Below are 17,419 nucleotides of genomic sequence, written 5' to 3'. Positions count from 1 at the left end.
AACGAAGACTACTTCCCCGATTCACCCTTCTAGAAACTCCAACCTACCAGGCGAGTACAGGTCTCGCCCGGCCGTTGTCACAGGAAAGGAAGTACCATGCCAGGCAAAAAGATCCTGATGCTGACCGGTGAATTCACCGAGGAATACGAAATCTTCGTCTACCAGCAGGCGATGGAAGCGGTGGGCCATACCGTTCACGTCGTGTGCCCAGACAAAAGCGCCGGAGACCTGATCAAAACATCGCTGCACGATTTCGAGGGCGATCAGACCTACACCGAAAAGCTCGGCCACTATGCGCTGATCAACAAGACCTTTTCCGACGCTGAGAAGCAGTTGGAGCAATACCACGCTGTGTACTGCGCCGGCGGCCGTGGCCCCGAATACATCCGCACCGACAAGCGCGTACAGGCGATGGTGCGCCACTTCCACGAAACCAAGAAGCCGATCTTCACGATCTGCCACGGCGTGCAGATCCTGATTGCGGTGGACGGCGTCGTGCGTGGCAAGAAGGTCGGCGCACTGGCGGCTTGCGAGCCCGAAGTGACGCTTGCGGGCGGCACCTATATCGACCTGTCTCCAACGGAGGCATATGTGGATGGCACGATGGTTTCGGCAAAGGGCTGGACGGCCCTTGCAGCGTTCATCCGCGAATGTTTGAAGGTGCTGGGAACGGAAATCCGTCACGCGTAAGCGTTTGCTTCCGACGCGTTCCAGAGGATGCGTCGGTTCCCTTGAAGGGCGGGTCGACTACATCATTCAACAAGTCCGATAAGCGAACGCGTCAACGTTGCTCTTGCCGACGCCAGGTGCGCTCGGCAGGCCCGCTCAATCCGGTCAGATTCGCGGCTTTCGAGCGCATCGATATAGGCGAGATGCTCGAGGATTGCCGCCTGGTTGCGCTGCTTTTCGTCCTGCTTGTTCCACTGATAGTGGTAGTGAAAAATGAACGTGATGATGTCGTAGAAATCATCGATGAAGCGGTTCGGTGATGCCTCGTTTATGAGCCGGTGAAACCGGTTGTCCAGGCCGGAGAAGTCATGAAAACGGCCTTCAATTCGCTCCAGCAGGTCGGCATGCGCCATCTTGAGCGCAGCGAGTTTCGACCATAGGGGAGAACTGTGCGGCTGTAGTGAAAATAGTTGCGCCGAACGCAGTTCGAACATTACTCGGATCTCGAAGAGCTCAAGTGCAAAGCCTTCGGTGAAGCCCTTGAAAAGCCAGCCTGTATTCGGCCGTTTCTCGATCAGTCCAAACCGGCTGAAGCGGATCAGGAATTCGCGAATTCCGTTGGTCGCAACGCCGAATTGGCGCGCAAGCTCGAGCTCATTGATGCTGGTTCCAGGCCTGGTGTCACCCCGCAGCATCCACTCCATGAATTGCTGTTCGACATGCTTGGCGCGAGGTGTGGTTTCGGCGTCCGGATAGTAATCGTTGTCGCTGACCGGGCGGCCCGTCGACCTGAGGCCGTGGCGTTCGGTGATAAGTTCGCGGTGAACCAGTTCCCGCAAAACCTTTCTGACGGTTGTGCGGCTGACGCACATTCGCCGTCTAAGCTCATTTTCGGAAGGAAGTTCACCGGCCAGTTGCCCGTCGCGCAGCATATTCGCAGCCCGATTGAAGGCCTTCTTGTAGACGGTGTCGGTTCTCATCGGATTTTCCTTGGGAACTATAGCTTGTCCTTTTAGCATGAACTTTATCCATAAAAAACAACTTGACCCGGCCTGGCCGGTTGTTTTTTATCGATAAGAAGAGGACCTGAACACGAATTGAGTTTTTGACGACGCGGCTCGTACAAGCCGCGGCGGGGAGGGGAAATTTGCCTGAAACGGGAAACACCGGCACGACTGTCGGCGAGGCAGCGTTGCCGGCATCGAGGAAGTCAGAAGCCGTTCCCGGCCTTGCGCTCGGCCTGATGCTGCTGAGCGCTGGTCCGGTGGTCATCCTGGTGCTGCTGATCGCCGTCCTCAGCTTTCTGTCGCCCTATTTCCTGACGGGACGCAATCTCAGCAACATCCTCGCCCAGACGGCCGTCATCTCGGTTGTCGCGATGGGCCAGCATCTGGTCATCCTGACACGCGGCATCGATCTCTCCGTCGGCTCGAACCTTGCGCTGGCTTCCGTCGTCGGCGCGCTGAGCTTTCATGCCGGCGCTCCCGCCATCATCGTGATCGCCGTGATGGTTGGCTGCGGTGCCGCGGTCGGCGCCATCAACGGGCTCTTCTACGTCTTCGGCCGGCTGCCGCATCCTTTCATCATCACGCTGGCGACATTGAGCATCGCCAAGGGGCTGGCCCTGCAACTGGCCGATGGCCGCGCCATTCCTGGCATGCCGGATTCGATCGATGCGCTTGGCCGCGAGGCGGTCTGGGGCCTGCCTGGATCGATTTTCGTCGTTGCGGGCGTTGCCGCGGTTCTTTCCGTCATGGCTAAAACCATGGTCTGGGGGCGCTGGATTTATGCCGTCGGCGGCCGGCCCGACGCCGCGCTGCGCATGGGCATTCCCGTGTCCTGGGTGCTGGTTTCGGTCTATGTCATCTCAGGGCTGTGCGCCGGCATCGGTGCCGTCATCCTTGCCGGCCGCACCGACGCCGGTTCGCCGCTGTTCGGCAATCTGCTGGAACTGGACACGATCGCGGCGGTGATCATTGGCGGCGCCAGCTTTCTTGGCGGCCGCGGCCACCTCGGCCATGCCTTGATCGGCGCCATCATGATCGGCGTTATCCGCAACGCGCTCAACCTGCTCAACGTCAATGTCTTTTTCCAGCTCATCGTCATCGGCGTGGTCATCGTGATCGCGGTCGAGTCCGACGTGCTGCGCAATTACCTCGAAGGGCGTGTGCGTGTGCTGCAAACCGGAAGGCAGTCATGAGCGCCGCTGCGGATAACGCCGATCACGCGGTCACGGCGGACAATCCCGTGCTGGCGGTACGCGGTGCTACCAAGCGTTTCGGTTCGGTTCTGGCCCTCGACGATGTCAGCATCGAGGTGCGGCGCGGCGAGATCGTCGGCCTGCTCGGCGACAATGGCGCGGGCAAATCGACGCTGACCAAATGCATCAGCGGGGTGCACCAACTCGATGCCGGCGCGATCCTTTTGGACGGTGCGCCAACGCAGATACGCTCCCCTGCGGATGCGCGCTTCGCCGGCATCGAGACCGTCTATCAGGATCTGGCGCTGTTCGACAATCTGACGCCGGGACAGAACTTCTTTGCCGGTCGCGAGCTGGCTGGCCCGCAATGGCTTCCGCGCGGCCTGCGATTTCTGCAGCAGCGCCGGATGGACGCCGAGACCCGCGCTCTGCTGGCAAACCTGAAAGTTACGCTGCCGCGGCTGGATGCCGTCGTCGCCATGATGTCTGGCGGTCAAAGGCAAGCGATCGCCGTGGCTCGCTCGACCGTGTTCGCCCGCAAGGTTGTCATTCTGGATGAGCCGACCGCCGCACTCGGCCTGCGTGAATCATGCCAGGTGCTCAATCTGATCGCTGCGCTGCGCGACCAGGGCAATGCCGTCATCCTGATCACTCACAACATGGAACACGTCGTCGAGCTCGCCGATCGCGCGGTGGTGCTTCGCCAGGGCCGCAGGGTCGGCGAACTGGTGCCGACCAAGGGCAACAAACAGGAACTGGTTTCCATGATCGTTGGAGCCTGACCCGTTCGAAATTTGGGGACCTTTCAGGTCCGCAAATGCCTGAAGCGTCTCCCGCCGGGAGGCGTCTCAATCCAAGGGAGGAATACAATGCCAATGAACCGAAAACTGTTCGCAGGGCTGGTGATCGCTGTTGCGTTTTCCGTGCCGGCTTCGGCCGCAGACAAGATCAAGGTTGGCCTGATTACGAAATTCCCGGTGCCGTTCTACTCGACCATGGAGGACGCCGCCAAGAAATACGCGGCCGCTCATCCGGAGATCGAACTGGTCACCGGCCAGGGCCAGGCGGCTACCGACATCGAAGGTCAGATCGCACTGATCGAGTCCATGATCACGCAGGGCGTCAAGGGGCTGGCAATCACGCCGGTCGACCCGACGGTCGCGCCGGCGCTCGACAAGGCGGTGGCCGCCGGCATCAAGGTGGTCCTCGTCGACAACAGCATTCCCAACTGGAAAGGCCAGACGGCATTGGTCTCGACCAACAACCTCAACGGCGGCAAGATCGCCGGAGAGTATCTTAAAACGGTGCTCAAGAGCGGTGACAAGATCGGTATCCTGCAAGGCGTTCCCGGGGTGCCGACTCTGGATGACCGGGTCACGGGCATGATGGAGGGATTGGGCGACGTCAAGGTCGATGTCGTCGGCAAGGGCGCAACCAACTGCACGCTGGAACTTGGCACGTCAGTGACCGAAGACATCCTCACCGCCAATCCCGATCTCAAGGCGATCTACTCGGCCTGCGGTCCGCCGATCCCTGGCGCCGTCAAGTCGATCAGCAATGCCGGCATTGCCAACGACAACCTCATAGTGGTCGGCTTCGACGCGTGCTGCGGTGAGATCGAAGCGATCAAGTCGGGGGCGGAGGACGCCAGCGTAGCTCAATTTCCGGCGAAAATGGGTGAGCTTGGCATCGACACTGTCGTCAAGGCCATCCGCGGGGAACCCGTCGAGGCCAATGTGGATACCGGCGCCGGACTGGTGACGCTGCGGAACGTCAAGGACTTCGAGTGATCCACCAGCGGTGGGGGGGGGGGGGGCCCCCGCGCCCCGCCGCGGTCACCGCGTCGAGACAATTGTCCACCCCGGCCCCGGCGGGGTCCGGCTGCTCACCTCCTACTATGCCTTTTCACCCCCCCGGGGGGGGGGGTTTCCCCCCGCCCCACCACTTCCTGTTGCCGGACTCCAGCTTAGCAAGGGGGGTGAATTCTAGTCATGGGCCCCACCATCAAAGTCGTGCGATGCGCTGAGCCGGGCAGGCTGGTGTTTGAGGAGCAGCAGGCATCAGGCACTCCGCCCGAAGGCTGGGCACTGATCAATGTCGCCTATGTCGGGATATGTGGAACCGACTACCACATCTTCGAGGGCAGGCATCCTTATCTCGCCTATCCGCGCGTCATGGGCCATGAGGTTTCGGGAACAATCGCGGCAATCAACGCGCCCGTGGACCTGTCGGTCGGAGAGCAAATCCTCGTCAACCCCTATCTTGCCTGCGGAAATTGTGCCGCCTGCCGCCAGGGAAAGCCGAACTGCTGCATGTCGATCGAGGTGCTTGGCGTGCACCGTGACGGTGCCATGAGCGAGCAGATTCTCGTGCCGGCGCAGAACTTGATACCAGCGGCCGGCCTGTCACCGGTCGAGGCTGCCACGGTCGAGTTTCTGGCCATCGGTGCTCACGCGGTGCGCAGATCCATGGCGGGGCCGGGCATTCGCGCCTTGGTTATCGGCGCCGGGCCGATCGGCCTCGGCACCGCGCTTTTTGCGTGCATAGCGCACCTCACCGTGACCGTCATGGACGTCGATGCCGAGCGGCTGGCCTTTGCCGCAAGGCAATTGGGCTTCCTGGTGATCGACGCGTCGAAGAGACCGATCGTCGAAACGATAGCGGAGCGAACTGCGGGAGCAGGTTTCGACGTCGTCTTCGACGCCACGGGAAACAGCCGTTCGATGCAGGCTGCCTTTGCCTATGTTGCCCATGGTGGCGTCATGGTGATGGTCAGCGTCGTGCCGGACGACATAACCTTCTCAGATCCAGAGTTCCACAAGCGGGAAATGATGCTGATCGGCAGTCGCAACGCGACGCGTAGCGATTTCCAGCACGTCATTGCCTCGATCCGCGCTGGAAAAATACCAATCGACCGACTCGTCACCCATCGCACTACCCTGCGAGACAGCCCACGCGATATTGCGATCTGGGCGCAGCAGAAGTCCGGTCTGATCAAGGCCGTTGTCGACGTGGCTGGATCTGGCTGACGTCAGCAAACACAATCAAGATATGTGACCGCAGCCCTGATGCCGCATTATGGGAGGGGGAGTTGCTCGGTGAGGCCAGGCTAAGCGGCGCGCTTGACACGGTATTCGGAGTGGGTTTCCTCAGTGAACAATTGTCCCTGCCGAACTGGCTTGGCGTTTCACTGATCGCAGCGGCCGCAGTTCTCGTCGCATACAAAGGATGAACGATCCTTCCGGCACAAACGTGTTCCACGCCAAGTCCGCCGGCTATTCGCACCGGTTGAGTATCCGACGTCGCTATTCTATATGATGCGTGATGTTTGATGCGCACCAAGCAGGGCAACATGAGAACCACACTGGCGATCGATGACGATGTCCTGGTTGCAGCCAAGGCCATCGCCCGGCAGCAGGATCGCAGCCTCGGCGAGGTCATCACCGATCTCGCCCGGCGCTCGCTGCGTCGGCCTCCAGCCGGCGGCGAGCGCAACGGGATTCCTCTACTGTCGCCTCGGCCGGATGCACCTCCTGTCACGCTTGAGACGGTCGCCTTGCGAGACGAACTGCCGTGACGCTCCTGCTCGATGTCAATGTGCTGATCGACTGATAGATCCTGGCCACGTCGCCCATGACGACGCGCATGGCTGGTTCGAAAAAGAGGTAACGCGGCGTGGGCTACGTGTCCCATCACCGAGAATGGCGTTCTGCGCATCGTCGGCAACCAAAGATATCCCAATTCTCCCGGCTCGCCCGCAATCGTTGCGCAAATCGTTACCAAGTTGCGGACCCTTCCCGGGCACAGCTTCTGGCCCGACGATGTGAGCCTGGTTGGCTCCGGCGACATTGATGCAGCCAAAATCTGACCTCGGCGCAGGTGACGGCTACCTACCTTCTCGCGCTCGGCAAGGCGCGCGGCGGCCAACTGGCCAGCTTTGACCGCAAGCTGTCAGCGGCGGCCGTGAAGGGCGGGAAGTCTGCACTGCATCTGATTCCAACAAGGTAGGGACTCTTCGGTGCGGTCTACCTTCGATCTTCTCGGGTTTCTTCGGCGAGAAAGTCGCGGTGGTCCAGAGGCAGCACGGAATCGAGAGCGTCAAAGACTTCTGCACGTCGAATAACATAGGCAGGTGGTCGAGCGAAGAGGTCAATTGCCATTCGCGAGCGGCCCGAGAATTTGGACTCCCTGGCGGCGTGCGGCAAGTGCGAGCTTCCGATCGAGGGTGGCCAGCGGCAACTCGGTTTCGATTGCCAGCGCCAGATAGGCGGCGTCATAGGCGCTGAGCCCGTGCGAAGCCGCTAATGTCAGCACTGCGCCGTCCGACCCGCCGCCGGCGTCCTCCAGCGGCAATCGGCGCAGCCGTGCCATGGTGGTGGCAGCTTCGCCCGCCGCGATGCGGCCACGCCGCTCGGCCATCAATACGACGTTACGCGCCTCGTGCCAGAACAGGGAAGGGACAGGCGCCGTTGCTCCCGGCAATCGTCGCATCAGGGCGGCCGCCGCCTCACTGTCTTCATCAGGAAGAATCCAGGCAGCGGCCATGGAAAAGTCGACAACGAAAGGCATCAGACGATGATCGCCATCAAGCGCGACGCCCTTCATCGCGCCAGGCCCGAATTTCGTCCTGCGTCACGGGCTTGGCGCGAGCGCGGGCAGCGCTGATCTCTTCGATCACGGCTTCGACATCGTTGCGCCGTTGAATCCGCGACAGTTTAGCGATGGGATCGTTGCCGCGCGAAATAATCACCTCCTCGCCGGCTTCTACCCTTGAAAGCAGTTCCGAGAGATGCGTTTTGGCCTCGCCAACTTTCACCGTGATGGTCATTTTCCTGTCCTTGCGCGCGTCGGGTCAACGTGGCGAGCCATGTTCATTACCGAGCTGAGTGTAGATTGCTCGACAATCGCGCTTGCACGCGACGATAGGCGCAATCCTGCCCCTTGGTCAAGGCTTGGTCAAGTCACTGCCGACCCCTCGCACGCCGCAAGGCGGGCCGTCTCTTGACAAGGTGAAATCGTTCTGGAGCAACGGCTTCTGATCATGCGCAGTGTCTGATTTTGCGGGCGGAATCTTGCGCAACTTGTCGCGGTTATCGCACTCCAGTGGATCGCGAGTGGCTATCTGACCATAGTTTGCGGGGCATTCTTCTTCGGGCGTTCGCGCTTGGACGCGCAGCGCCGACCTCTCGCCGTCTCTGTTGCCGTAGCACGACAACCCGATCACGCGGCTCTTCCCCAGGCCCGCGACCCATCTGGACAGTTCGGCCTTGCCCCAAATTGCCCTTTCAGCTGAAACGATTAGGGCGGAACGTTGCAAGCATGGGATGCGGATTGCCAGAGGCGATTTCTTTGGCAAGCAATTCGCCGACGATCAATCCAAGCGTGGCGCCGCTGTGGCTGAAGGCGACGTGAAGTTCGGCAACGGTCTCGACGCAGCCAAGCACTGGCTCGCCGTCGCCGGGGATGGGCTTCGGGCCAACTGCATAGGCAGCGAGTTGGAGCCGCGGATTGCCCTCGAGCACCGCACTAGCCTCCTCGAGCAGTCCTTTGACGGTCTTGTCGTGCACGGTGTAGGTTCCGTCAGAGTTGACCACGACTTCTTCCTCCGACCACGCCGAATCCAAAACAAGTGCGCCGTCCGGCGTCGGGCGAACCGCCACGCGGGGCGTATTCAGCACGGCACGGAGCTCGGTCTTGATCGGCTTGGTCTTCAAGAGAAGTGAAATTGGCGTGGCGTCGGGGACACGAACTCCGATCTCTGCGAGCATGATAGGCGTCGCTGGCCCGACCGCAAGGACCACTGCATCCGCCTTTACCGGCACACCGTCGGCAGTGACGACGCCACGCGCGCGACCACCTGTGGCATCTATCCGGACGCGTCCAGCGTCCCGAACAAACTTGCCGCCGCTGGAGCGGAACTCATTGAGCAGCAGACTGATCAAAGACGGCAGGTCAACCCATCCTTCGCCGGGATTGAAGATGGCACCCTGGGGGGTAATTGCGCTCGCGTTGACGCCGGGCACCACTGCACCGACTTCGGCAGGGCCGAGCAGAAGCGCGTCATAACCAATATCCTGCTCCAGCTGGCAGACGGACGCGATCTGGTTCGTCTCGTCATCCGCATCCCAGGTGAGGCCGCCGTCAAAGCGAAGCCACGATCCCGTTTCCGGCCTTGTGGCGGCCAGGGTCCGATAACGGTCGATGCCTGCAAGCCTCAAGCGGTGGTAGGCAGTGTCCGCACGTCGCGCTGAGTTCAGCCAGGAAAGTGAACGGCCGGATGCACCGTTGGCTGGCGCGCCGTCGTTGACAACCGTTACATCAAGGCCAAGACGAGCAAGGTGCAATGCGGAAGAGATGCCGAAGATGCCCGCGCCGATAACAACGACATGGCGCGGCTTTGGTGATGCAGTCATGGAGAAATCCTTCTTCGCAGAAGCCGGGCTGGGAGTTGTTGGATGGCTGCAGAGCGCGGCGGAACTAATAGTCGGTGAGCTTCTTCATGTAGCGCCGGCCCTCAAGCATTGGCCGGCCGCGCAGGGCGGCCAGCTCGTAGGCAAAACGCCAAAGCGTGTCGAAGAAGACCAAGGGCACGAGATAGGGTTTGATGTGTTCGGACATACCACTGAGGTCGAGTTCAGCTCCATCGAGCACCAGGACGTTTTCCCGGCTGCCGTACTTGAAAAGGAAGTCTCGGGCACGTTCGGGAAGGCTCCGCGTTTCGTCCAAACCCACTAAGACCACGAAGCAAGCGTCCCGGTCGACCACCTCAAATGGGCCGTGAAAGAACTCGTTGGCGTGTATGGCCTGCGAATCGTACCACTGCATCTCCATCAACACGCAGGTGGCGTACGAATAGGCCGCACCATAGCTGGCACCGCTGGCCAGTGTGTGGATCGCATTGCGCGGCGCGAAACGGGGGGCGAAGGCCTGAAACCGGTCGGCATAGGTCCGGTGCGCACGCTCGATCGCCGGCTGAAGATGGCTCAGGCTCCTCAGCAGATCGGCAGTTAGCCCGGCATCCTCCCGAGCATCGATCAGGCCGGCGAGCAACATATAGAGCACGCCGTAGTTGCTGCAGGCTGAATCGATTGCTTTGCCCGTCGTGTAGGAGGCCTGGTAGGCGACTGCGTGGTCGACCGCCAGCGCGAGGGGCGATATCTGGTCGAGCGTCATGCCGATTGTCGTTGCGCCTCGATCCTTTGCATGATTGGCCGCTCGCACAGTTTCGCGGGTGGTGCCGGTCTGCGAGCAAAGGACAACGAGCGCGTCAGGTCCCAACCGTCGCGGGTCTCGGCAGACGAACTCATCCGCGTTGTAGATGTCGCAGGCGAATGCGCCGCTGTGACGGTCGACGAAGTATTTGCCTGCCATCATGATCGAGAGCGAACCGCCGCACGCCACGAGGAATAGGTGCGAAAACTGCCTGCCCGCCGTAGCGGTCAGGGCGCGTTCCACGTCGGCGGGCAGGGCGGAAATCATGAGCTTCCTCGTCTCGTTGGCAGAGCTAGGGGCCGGCCCACAATTGACAGGTGGGCGGCCATTGTGCGAACGTTATCACACTCTTTAAACTGAAAGTCCTGCAATGGTCAAGATTGCCGCGATAGGCGATAACGTGGTCGATTGTTATCTTGCTCGCGGCGAGATGTATCCTGGTGGAAATTGCCTCAATGTCTCGGTTTATGTCAGCCGCTTCGGCGGGCGATCGGCCTATGTCGGAGCGATCGGCAAAGACCGGGCAGGGGACCTTATCTGCACTGCACTGGCGTCGGAGCGCGTGGACATCACCCGATTACGGCGTCTCGAGGGACCGACCGCTTACTGCCTCATAGGTCACCGCAACGCCGATCGGATTTTCCTGGACTTCGATCTCGGAGTTTCGGTGTTTACGCCGACGCAAGAAGATCTGGATTTTCTCTCGGGCTTTCAGGCCGTCCACATCGGCCAGTCCAGCGGTTTGGACCCGTGGGTTGCCGCTGTATCAAGTAAGTCACTGTTGTCTTATGACTTTTCCACGCGACGGGATCCGAGACATCGACGCGAGATTGGGCCCCATTGCTATCTGGCTTGTGTCTCGGGTGACGGTCTCGACGACAAGGAATTGGCTGCAATCGCAGCCGAACTGCTTGCATGTGGTTCAAAGTGGGTTCTTGTGACTCGCGGTCGAGCCGGCGCGGTGCTTCACGGCGACACCGTCTCTTACCGAACCCCGGCGCGGTTGGTCAAACCCGTCGACACCCTGGGCGCGGGCGACACCTTCATCGCCAGAACGCTATTCGGCCTGCTTAAGAAGGAGGCGCCTCAAGACATCCTGAGCCATGCCGCGGACGCGGCGGCTGCTACCTGCCAGTACTACGGGGCGATCGGCCATGCGACAGCAATCGACTTAGGAAAGATGACGCCGGAGATCCCCCGCGCTTAACACTGGAAACCATCTAGCTGAGAAATTCTCCGAAACAATTGACGCGTGAAATGGACAATGCTAGAGAAAATGATAACGTTCTCACCTTCCTGGCCGAACGCCGTCCAAGAGCGTTTTGATAGATGAGACGTCGAGTGGGATCGCAAGGCCGAGTTCGGCCAATCGTAAGAGGAGAAGACATGCACACGAATTCGAGCAGGCGCCTACTTTCGAAATCCGGTCTGGCGCTGACGATCGCGCTGTTGACAGGACTTGGCACGTTGGCCTCGTCAACTCAGGCAAACGCGGCGGACAACCCTTATAACCTCATCGACCCGACGGTGATCAGCGTCGGAACCATGGGCGATGCGAAACCCTATGTCTTCACCGATGCCAACGGCAACTTCACCGGCTTCGACGCCGAACTCTTCCGTGATGTGGCGCGCCGGCTCGGGTTCAAGGAGGAGCAGGTCGTTTTCACCGGCCAGGAATTCTCGGCGCTGCTGCCCTCCGTTGCCAACGGCCGCTTCGATGTCGCTGTCGCCGCCATCGGCACAACGGCGCAGCGCAAGAAGACCGTGGATTTTGGCGACGGCTATCTCGCCGGCTACCTGTCGATCATTTCGGCGGATCCGGCACTGACGAGCAATGAGAGCACCGCCGGAAAGCGCATCGGCGTGATCCAGGGAACGCTGCAGGAAATCTATGCCGAGAAGAACCTCAAGGGCGACATTGTCAAATTTCCCGACAACAACACTGCGGTGGCGGCGCTGAATAACGGGACGATTGATGGCCATTTCACTGACTATGAGTCGGCCAAGCAGTATGTGGAGCGCTATAAGAACCTGAAGATTACAATGAACGTGCCGTCCTTCGACGCGCCGGCCGGGTTCGTGGTCAAGAAAGGCAACGATGCCTTCCGCGAGGCGCTCAACAAGGCGCTGCGCGAGGCCATGGACGATGGCACCTGGAAACGGCTGCATGAGAAGTGGTTCCCGGGCACTCCGATGCCGGATCAATATCTGCCCAAGAAGTAAATTCGCGCGTATTCATTTTCGTTTCCGGCCGGGCCCGTCAGCAACGGTGCCCGGCCGAGTTATAGATGGACTTGATATGAGCTGGTTCGATACCTTCGCCCGCAGCTTCCTTGATTTCCAGGCGATGGCAGAAGTTCTGCCAAACATGGTGATGGTCGGCCTCAAGAACACTTTGATCCTGGCCCTTGCCTCGACGTTTTTCGGGACGCTGATCGGTATCGTCCTCGCAGTCATGGGAATTTCAGAGAACCGGCCGCTGAAACTCCTTGCCCGAGTCTACACCGATATCTTCCGTGGGCTTCCTGCCATTGTCACAATCCTGATCATTGGCCAAGGCTTCGCGCGGTTGGGCCGAGATCTGTTCGGTCCATCGCCTTATCCGCTGGGCATTCTGGCGCTCAGCCTGATCGCCGGAGCCTACATCGGGGAGATTTTCCGCGCCGGCATTCAGAGCGTCGAGCGGGGTCAGATCGACGCCACGCGCACTCTCGGTATGACGTATGGCCAAGGCATGCGCCTGGTGGTGATCCCGCAAGGCATCCGTCGCGTCCTGCCTGCACTGGTCAACCAGTTCATCGGCAATGTCAAAGACTCCAGCCTGGTCTATTTCCTTGGTCTGCTCGCCTCCGAACGCGAACTGTTCCGCGTCGGCCAGGACCAGGCTGTGCTGACCGGCAACTTGTCGCCCCTATTGCTGGCCGGAGTGTTCTATCTCGTGATCACGGTGCCGCTGACCCATCTCGTCAACTACATCGACGCGCGCATGCGCGTCGGCAAACGAATAACCGCCGTGCAGAGTGGCCTCCAAGAGGTCGCCGAGCTTGCCGAAGCCGTCGTGCCGGGAGCAGCGACGTTGCCTGCAGCAGCGCCCACACGCTTCAAGGGTGGCGGCATCGAGGTCAAAAATATCGACATGGCCTACGGCGCCGTCCAGGTGCTGCATGACGTCGGTCTGAAAGTGGAGCCCGGGACCGTCACCTGCCTCATCGGTCCGTCCGGATCGGGCAAGTCGACCTTGCTGCGCTGCCTCAACCGTCTCGTAGAATGCCGAGCCGGTGACATTCTGCTCGACGGCGAAAGCATCTACAAGCAGACCCCTGACCAACTCCGGCGGCGCGTGGGCATGGTTTTCCAGCAGTTCAATCTGTTCCCCGACCGTAGCGCGCTCGCCAACATCACCTTGGCGCTGCGCAAAGTTAAACGCATGTCGCGCGAGGAGGCTAATGACGCGGCCTTGGCCAGGCTAAATGAAGTCGGACTGCTGGAGCGCAAGGACCATCGGCCGGCCAATCTCTCGGGCGGGCAACAGCAGCGGGTGGCCATCGCGCGTGCGCTCGCGCTCGAACCCGAAATTATGCTGTTCGACGAAGTCACCAGCGCCCTCGATCCAGAATTGGTCAAAGGTGTCCTGAACTTGATGGCCGACCTCGGGCGGGGCGGGATGACGATGGTGGTCGTTACACACGAGATGAATTTCGCTCGCAAGGTCGCGAACCAGGTCGTGTTCATGGACGAGGGGCGGATCGTCGAGGCAGGCCGGCCAGAAGACCTATTCGACAATCCGCAGAGCCCGCGTCTTCGACGCTTTCTGTCGGAGGTGCTGTGATTCAAATGGTGTGCGCAGCGGCGGGTTCTGCGGTGTTCGGCCTTGCGGGGCGTGCCTAACTGCCGCTAGTTCGTCGCCACGACGTTGCATGGTCGGCGGGACTTGCTGGGTGACTCAAAGATCCAAAAACGCAACTATCATCGAAGTCGCTCGCCGGGCTGGAGTGAGCTCTGCCACGGCTGGGCGCGTGCTTGGTGACTACGGGTACAGCAGCCCTGAGGTCCAGGAGAAGGTGCGCGCCGCGGCATCTGCGCTGGGTTATCGGCCCAATCGCCTGGCCAAAGGCCTGATCACCGGTAAGACCCAGACTATCGGCGTTGTCGTAGGCGACATCGAAAGCCCATTCTATGCAAGCGTGCTGCGCGGAATAGGGGACGTCGCGCGCCGTGGCGGCTTTGGGGTTATTGTTACGAATAGTGACGAAAATGCCGAACTCGAGCGAGAGGCGGTGCAGCTGCTGTTGGAAAAGCAGGTCGATGGTTTAGTCGTCTCATCGACCTTCTTGGACAAGCCGGATCATCTTCGTGACGCAGTCGCGGCCGGCTGTCCCGTCGTGCAGTTCGACCGCATCGTGGCGGGCATGGAAACCGATTCGGTCGTGGTCGATAACGTTTCTGTAACGCGTAGCAGCATAGCGGCGGTCATCGCCGCCGGACACAGCCGCATCGGAATATTGGCGGAACTCGGGCCGGACCAACGCGATGATGTTGGTTCCTTTGTGACAAACGCTGATCTCTCCAGCTCCGACGTTCGCTACCATCATCCAAGCTGGCAACGGTTGTTGGGTTATCTCGAAGCCCATCGCGCTGCGGGCATTTCGCCGGATCCACAGTTGATCCGCCGCGTGGCGGTCTATTCCAGCGAGGCAGCCCGAAAGGAGGCACTCGATCTGCTGACAATGCGCAATGCGCCGTCCGCCCTGTTTACCGCCGACGGTGTGATGTCGACAGGCGTTCTGGAGGCGACATCCGCACTGAAGCTTGCGATTCCGGGAGAGGTTTCGCTGCTTTGCTTCGACGATCTCGACTGGATGCAGTTCGTGGCCCAAGGTATCACAGCCATCGCGCAGCCGGCGCATCTGATCGGGGCGACGGCAGCCGAGCTTCTCTTGAAGAGGCTGGCTGGCGACACCGCACCGTTTGAACACCGTGTCCTCGCGGCTCGCCTGGTGAACCGTAATTCGATTGCGGTTCATCTCAACCGCAACGCCCCTGATCCGGCTGCGACGGTGTAGCTGGAGCCGAATTGCCGCGCCTCTTTGTGTCGAGGTCGGTCCCATGCAACGGCTGAATGATAGCTCAAGCGTATTGCTGGGTAGGACTTTTGTCGCTTGCGATGCCCAGCGTGAGCTGCGCCAGAAATCGGGCGAGCCCATCCGGGTTCCGAAACCTAATCACTTGCGGTCGCAGTAGTATGGCTTGGTCGTTGAACGCAAAGGCTGCCCGATTTCGTTCCGCGATGGGTACAATTATAGATCAAGCAAAATGTCGCCTTGTGGGCGGCTGCAGCACGCCAGGATGTAGCCTGCCGATTTATCCTCCAAGGTCAGTCCGCCTAGGTCATCCATGACGACTTCGCCAGACAGCTTGGCGATCCGGCACGTACCGCAAACTCCCTGCTGGCAAGCGGTTGGGACATGGACGCCACATTGGCGCGCCGCTTCCAGCAGGGTCTCTCCGGGCGCGCAGTGATATGCAAGGCCGGAGCGGGCGAAGCGGACCGAAGACGAAACCTTTGAATCCGATAGCGAACGCGAAATGTTGCCGCCCCCGAAGCTCTCCTCATGATACTGTGAAGGGGCGAGCCCGATTGCATCGAGGCAGCTGCGTGCAGCCTTCACGTAGGATTCCGGCCCACAGGCAAAAATCGTGCGGCTATGGAGATCGGGAACCAAGGTCAGGAGCATCTCACTGTTAATTCGCCCGGTTGGACCCGTCCAGGCCGGGTCTCCATGACTGCAAATGCAAGTCACATGAACATTGGGAAAGCGAGCGGCAAGTGCGTCCAGTTCGAGCCGAAAAATGATGTCGTCCGGCGTTCTCGCACTATGAATGAAGTGGATATCCTGGTTTGCTGCGCGGTCGGTAAATGCCCGCAGCATCGACATGACGGGAGTTATCCCGCTGCCACCTGAAAGGAAGAGGGACTTTGCATGCGGCAGATCGTCGAGATTGAACGAGCCGAGCGGCCCTTCGATCTCGATCCCATCGCCCGGCTTCAAATTGTCATGGAGCCAATTCGAAACGAGCCCGCCCGGCGTCCGTTTCACGGTGATCTGCAGGTCGAGCGGTCGCGTCGGCGGTGATGAAACAGAGTAGGAGCGTGTCACCGCGGCCCCCTCGATCCTCAGGTGCACCACAACATATTGGCCAGCGCTGAAGCAGAACATCCGATCTGAAGCGGGTGTGAGAACGAATGTTTTCACATCGTGCGTCTCGTCGATCACGCGTCGGCAGAGCACAAGCTGCGGCGTGGTCTGTGCCCACTCCCGGTGAAGCTTTGTTGGGGCGAAGCCGGAGGCTGCAAAGGCCGCGTAAGCATTCATCATTCAACTCGGGTTTGAAGTGGAGCCAAGATGCCACTTCAAACCCCGCTGAACAGCCGCGCAATCCTGCCGTTATGATCGGCAATTTCGATTACACTTCCAGGGACATTACAGCCACCTGGAGAGCTCGGATGCCCTTGCGAATAATGGGTTCGTGTTTGCGGCGCGCAAGGATCGCGGTGTGGACTGGCTGGTGCAGCGTCGGCGCTCCCTCGACGAGGAACGATGGGAGCTCGGCCGTGAACCGGCGCGCATCGTCGCTGCGCATGTAGCAGGTGCCGCCCGTTCGTCGCAGCATGATCTCCGCCAGAGTTTCCGATCCCGTCGAAAGCCGACAGATCGCAAGCTCGGCCAGCAGCTCTGCGTGCGTCTTTTCCAGCACCGCGGTGTAGCCTGGGCGAATGTAGGTTTCAGGGTCGACATCAGACAGCGTTCTGGCAGCCGTCGAAACCATCACATATTCCTCGACCATCAGATGCTCGTAGGCGATCTCAGGCAGGTAGCGAGGCGCATAAAGCACGGCAATATCGAGATTTCCCATGCTTAGGTCGCTGACCATCTGGTTCGAATAGTCCGACTCGACATGGATCGAGGATTTTGGAAGCGCCTGGCACAGTGTCTCGACCCATCCCGGCAGGACCGAACGGGTCATCCCCACCTGTGCGGCGATGCGCAACGTGCCCTCGAAACGGTTGAACGCTCGCACATCGTGTCGAGCTTGCGACCACGTCGACAGCAAGGATCTGGCATAGGCTTCGAACCGCCGCCCGGCGGCTGTCGGCTCAGCGCCGGCGCGCCCGCGCAGAAAGAGCTCGGACCCGATCGCGCTCTCCAGATTCTTGATGCGGGTGCTGATCGTCGACTGGGTCAACCCCAGCCGGTCGGCGGTACGATTGAAATTTCGCGACTCGATGATGTCGAGAAAGGTTTCGATGTGATCTAGCTGCACATGACCTCCGATCGA

Annotated in this window: 17 protein-coding genes and 2 pseudogenes; 12 read left to right on the top strand and 7 right to left on the bottom strand. The window is 60.4% G+C overall.

Annotated elements, in window-relative coordinates; all coding sequences use genetic code 11:
• Positions 1 to 96 precede the first annotated feature (96 nt).
• Positions 97 to 690 (top strand): DJ-1/PfpI family protein, encoded by a 594-nt coding sequence (locus tag NKH33_RS21895; protein WP_352493019.1) that lies wholly within the window; start codon positions 97 to 99, stop codon positions 688 to 690.
• Between the two features lie 62 nt (positions 691 to 752).
• On the opposite strand, the gene NKH33_RS21890 is transcribed toward NKH33_RS21895, so the two are convergent.
• Positions 753 to 1,649, bottom strand: a complete 897-nt coding sequence (locus NKH33_RS21890) for a GntR family transcriptional regulator (RefSeq protein ID WP_352819659.1) — start codon at positions 1,647 to 1,649, stop codon at positions 753 to 755.
• Positions 1,650 to 1,816: 167 nt separating this feature from the next.
• Between NKH33_RS21890 and NKH33_RS21885 the strand changes: the two genes are divergently transcribed.
• From NKH33_RS21885 to NKH33_RS21855, 7 genes and pseudogenes are all read left to right on the top strand, one after another.
• Entirely contained in the window at positions 1,817 to 2,869 is a 1,053-nt protein-coding gene (locus NKH33_RS21885) for an ABC transporter permease (protein WP_352921410.1), read from the top strand.
• A complete protein-coding gene (locus NKH33_RS21880) occupies positions 2,866 to 3,651 on the top strand; it encodes an ATP-binding cassette domain-containing protein (RefSeq protein WP_352921408.1) in 786 nt (261 codons plus the stop codon). The genes NKH33_RS21885 and NKH33_RS21880 overlap by 4 nt, the downstream gene beginning before the upstream one ends.
• 93 nt (positions 3,652 to 3,744) lie before the next feature.
• Positions 3,745 to 4,659 carry a sugar ABC transporter substrate-binding protein gene (locus tag NKH33_RS21875; RefSeq protein WP_352921407.1) on the top strand — a complete coding sequence of 305 codons (915 nt, stop codon included), beginning with the start codon at positions 3,745 to 3,747 and terminating at the stop codon, positions 4,657 to 4,659.
• Positions 4,660 to 4,872: 213 nt separating this feature from the next.
• Complete coding sequence (locus NKH33_RS21870) at positions 4,873 to 5,898, top strand: zinc-binding alcohol dehydrogenase family protein (protein WP_352921432.1); 1,026 nt, start codon at positions 4,873 to 4,875, stop codon at positions 5,896 to 5,898.
• 101 nt (positions 5,899 to 5,999) lie between these two features.
• Positions 6,000 to 6,101 (top strand): annotated as a pseudogene (locus NKH33_RS21865) (EamA family transporter); the annotation flags it as partial.
• A gap of 120 nt (positions 6,102 to 6,221) precedes the next feature.
• Complete coding sequence (locus NKH33_RS21860) at positions 6,222 to 6,446, top strand: CopG family transcriptional regulator (protein WP_352921405.1); 225 nt, start codon at positions 6,222 to 6,224, stop codon at positions 6,444 to 6,446.
• Positions 6,443 to 6,877: pseudogene (locus NKH33_RS21855) on the top strand (TA system VapC family ribonuclease toxin). Before NKH33_RS21860 ends, NKH33_RS21855 begins: the two are co-directional and overlap by 4 nt.
• A gap of 141 nt (positions 6,878 to 7,018) precedes the next feature.
• Here NKH33_RS21855 and NKH33_RS21850 read toward each other — a convergent pair.
• From NKH33_RS21850 to NKH33_RS21835, 4 genes are all read right to left on the bottom strand, one after another.
• The gene (locus NKH33_RS21850) at positions 7,019 to 7,474 is read right to left on the bottom strand and encodes a type II toxin-antitoxin system VapC family toxin (RefSeq protein WP_352474447.1); all 456 of its coding nucleotides are present in this window, start codon (positions 7,472 to 7,474) and stop codon (positions 7,019 to 7,021) included.
• The gene (locus tag NKH33_RS21845; RefSeq protein ID WP_352467423.1) at positions 7,455 to 7,697 is read right to left on the bottom strand and encodes a type II toxin-antitoxin system Phd/YefM family antitoxin; all 243 of its coding nucleotides are present in this window, start codon (positions 7,695 to 7,697) and stop codon (positions 7,455 to 7,457) included. Before NKH33_RS21845 ends, NKH33_RS21850 begins: the two co-directional genes overlap by 20 nt.
• Before the next feature lie 457 nt (positions 7,698 to 8,154).
• Positions 8,155 to 9,282 carry an NAD(P)/FAD-dependent oxidoreductase gene (locus NKH33_RS21840; RefSeq protein ID WP_352921403.1) on the bottom strand — a complete coding sequence of 376 codons (1,128 nt, stop codon included), beginning with the start codon at positions 9,280 to 9,282 and terminating at the stop codon, positions 8,155 to 8,157.
• A gap of 64 nt (positions 9,283 to 9,346) precedes the next feature.
• The gene (locus tag NKH33_RS21835) at positions 9,347 to 10,348 is read right to left on the bottom strand and encodes an SIS domain-containing protein (protein ID WP_352921401.1); all 1,002 of its coding nucleotides are present in this window, start codon (positions 10,346 to 10,348) and stop codon (positions 9,347 to 9,349) included.
• 103 nt (positions 10,349 to 10,451) lie between these two features.
• Here NKH33_RS21835 and NKH33_RS21830 point away from each other — a divergent pair, with 103 nt between their 5' ends.
• From NKH33_RS21830 to NKH33_RS21815, 4 genes are all read left to right on the top strand, one after another.
• Positions 10,452 to 11,288 carry a PfkB family carbohydrate kinase gene (locus NKH33_RS21830; RefSeq protein ID WP_352921400.1) on the top strand — a complete coding sequence of 279 codons (837 nt, stop codon included), beginning with the start codon at positions 10,452 to 10,454 and terminating at the stop codon, positions 11,286 to 11,288.
• A 179-nt stretch (positions 11,289 to 11,467) separates the two neighbouring features.
• Positions 11,468 to 12,304 (top strand): ABC transporter substrate-binding protein, encoded by an 837-nt coding sequence (locus NKH33_RS21825; RefSeq protein ID WP_352921398.1) that lies wholly within the window; start codon positions 11,468 to 11,470, stop codon positions 12,302 to 12,304.
• Positions 12,305 to 12,380: 76 nt separating this feature from the next.
• Positions 12,381 to 13,910: an amino acid ABC transporter permease/ATP-binding protein gene (locus tag NKH33_RS21820; RefSeq protein WP_352614958.1), complete on the top strand. Its 1,530-nt coding sequence runs from the start codon at positions 12,381 to 12,383 to the stop codon at positions 13,908 to 13,910.
• A gap of 88 nt (positions 13,911 to 13,998) precedes the next feature.
• Positions 13,999 to 15,144: a LacI family DNA-binding transcriptional regulator gene (locus NKH33_RS21815; RefSeq protein ID WP_352921396.1), complete on the top strand. Its 1,146-nt coding sequence runs from the start codon at positions 13,999 to 14,001 to the stop codon at positions 15,142 to 15,144.
• A 234-nt stretch (positions 15,145 to 15,378) separates the two neighbouring features.
• On the opposite strand, the gene NKH33_RS21810 is transcribed toward NKH33_RS21815, so the two are convergent.
• Together NKH33_RS21810 and NKH33_RS21805 are read right to left on the bottom strand one after the other, a co-directional pair.
• Positions 15,379 to 16,458 (bottom strand): FAD-binding oxidoreductase, encoded by a 1,080-nt coding sequence (locus NKH33_RS21810; RefSeq protein ID WP_352921394.1) that lies wholly within the window; start codon positions 16,456 to 16,458, stop codon positions 15,379 to 15,381.
• 88 nt (positions 16,459 to 16,546) lie between these two features.
• On the bottom strand, positions 16,547 to 17,404 hold the full coding sequence (locus NKH33_RS21805; protein WP_352503720.1) for a LysR family transcriptional regulator: 858 nt from the start codon (positions 17,402 to 17,404) through the stop codon (positions 16,547 to 16,549).
• Between the last annotated feature and the right edge of the window lie 15 nt (positions 17,405 to 17,419).

This window comes from Mesorhizobium sp. M1182 (genome assembly GCF_040318335.1).
In the GTDB taxonomy this organism is placed as follows: domain Bacteria; phylum Pseudomonadota; class Alphaproteobacteria; order Rhizobiales; family Rhizobiaceae; genus Mesorhizobium.
This window is presented reverse-complemented; position numbering and strand designations above follow the sequence as displayed.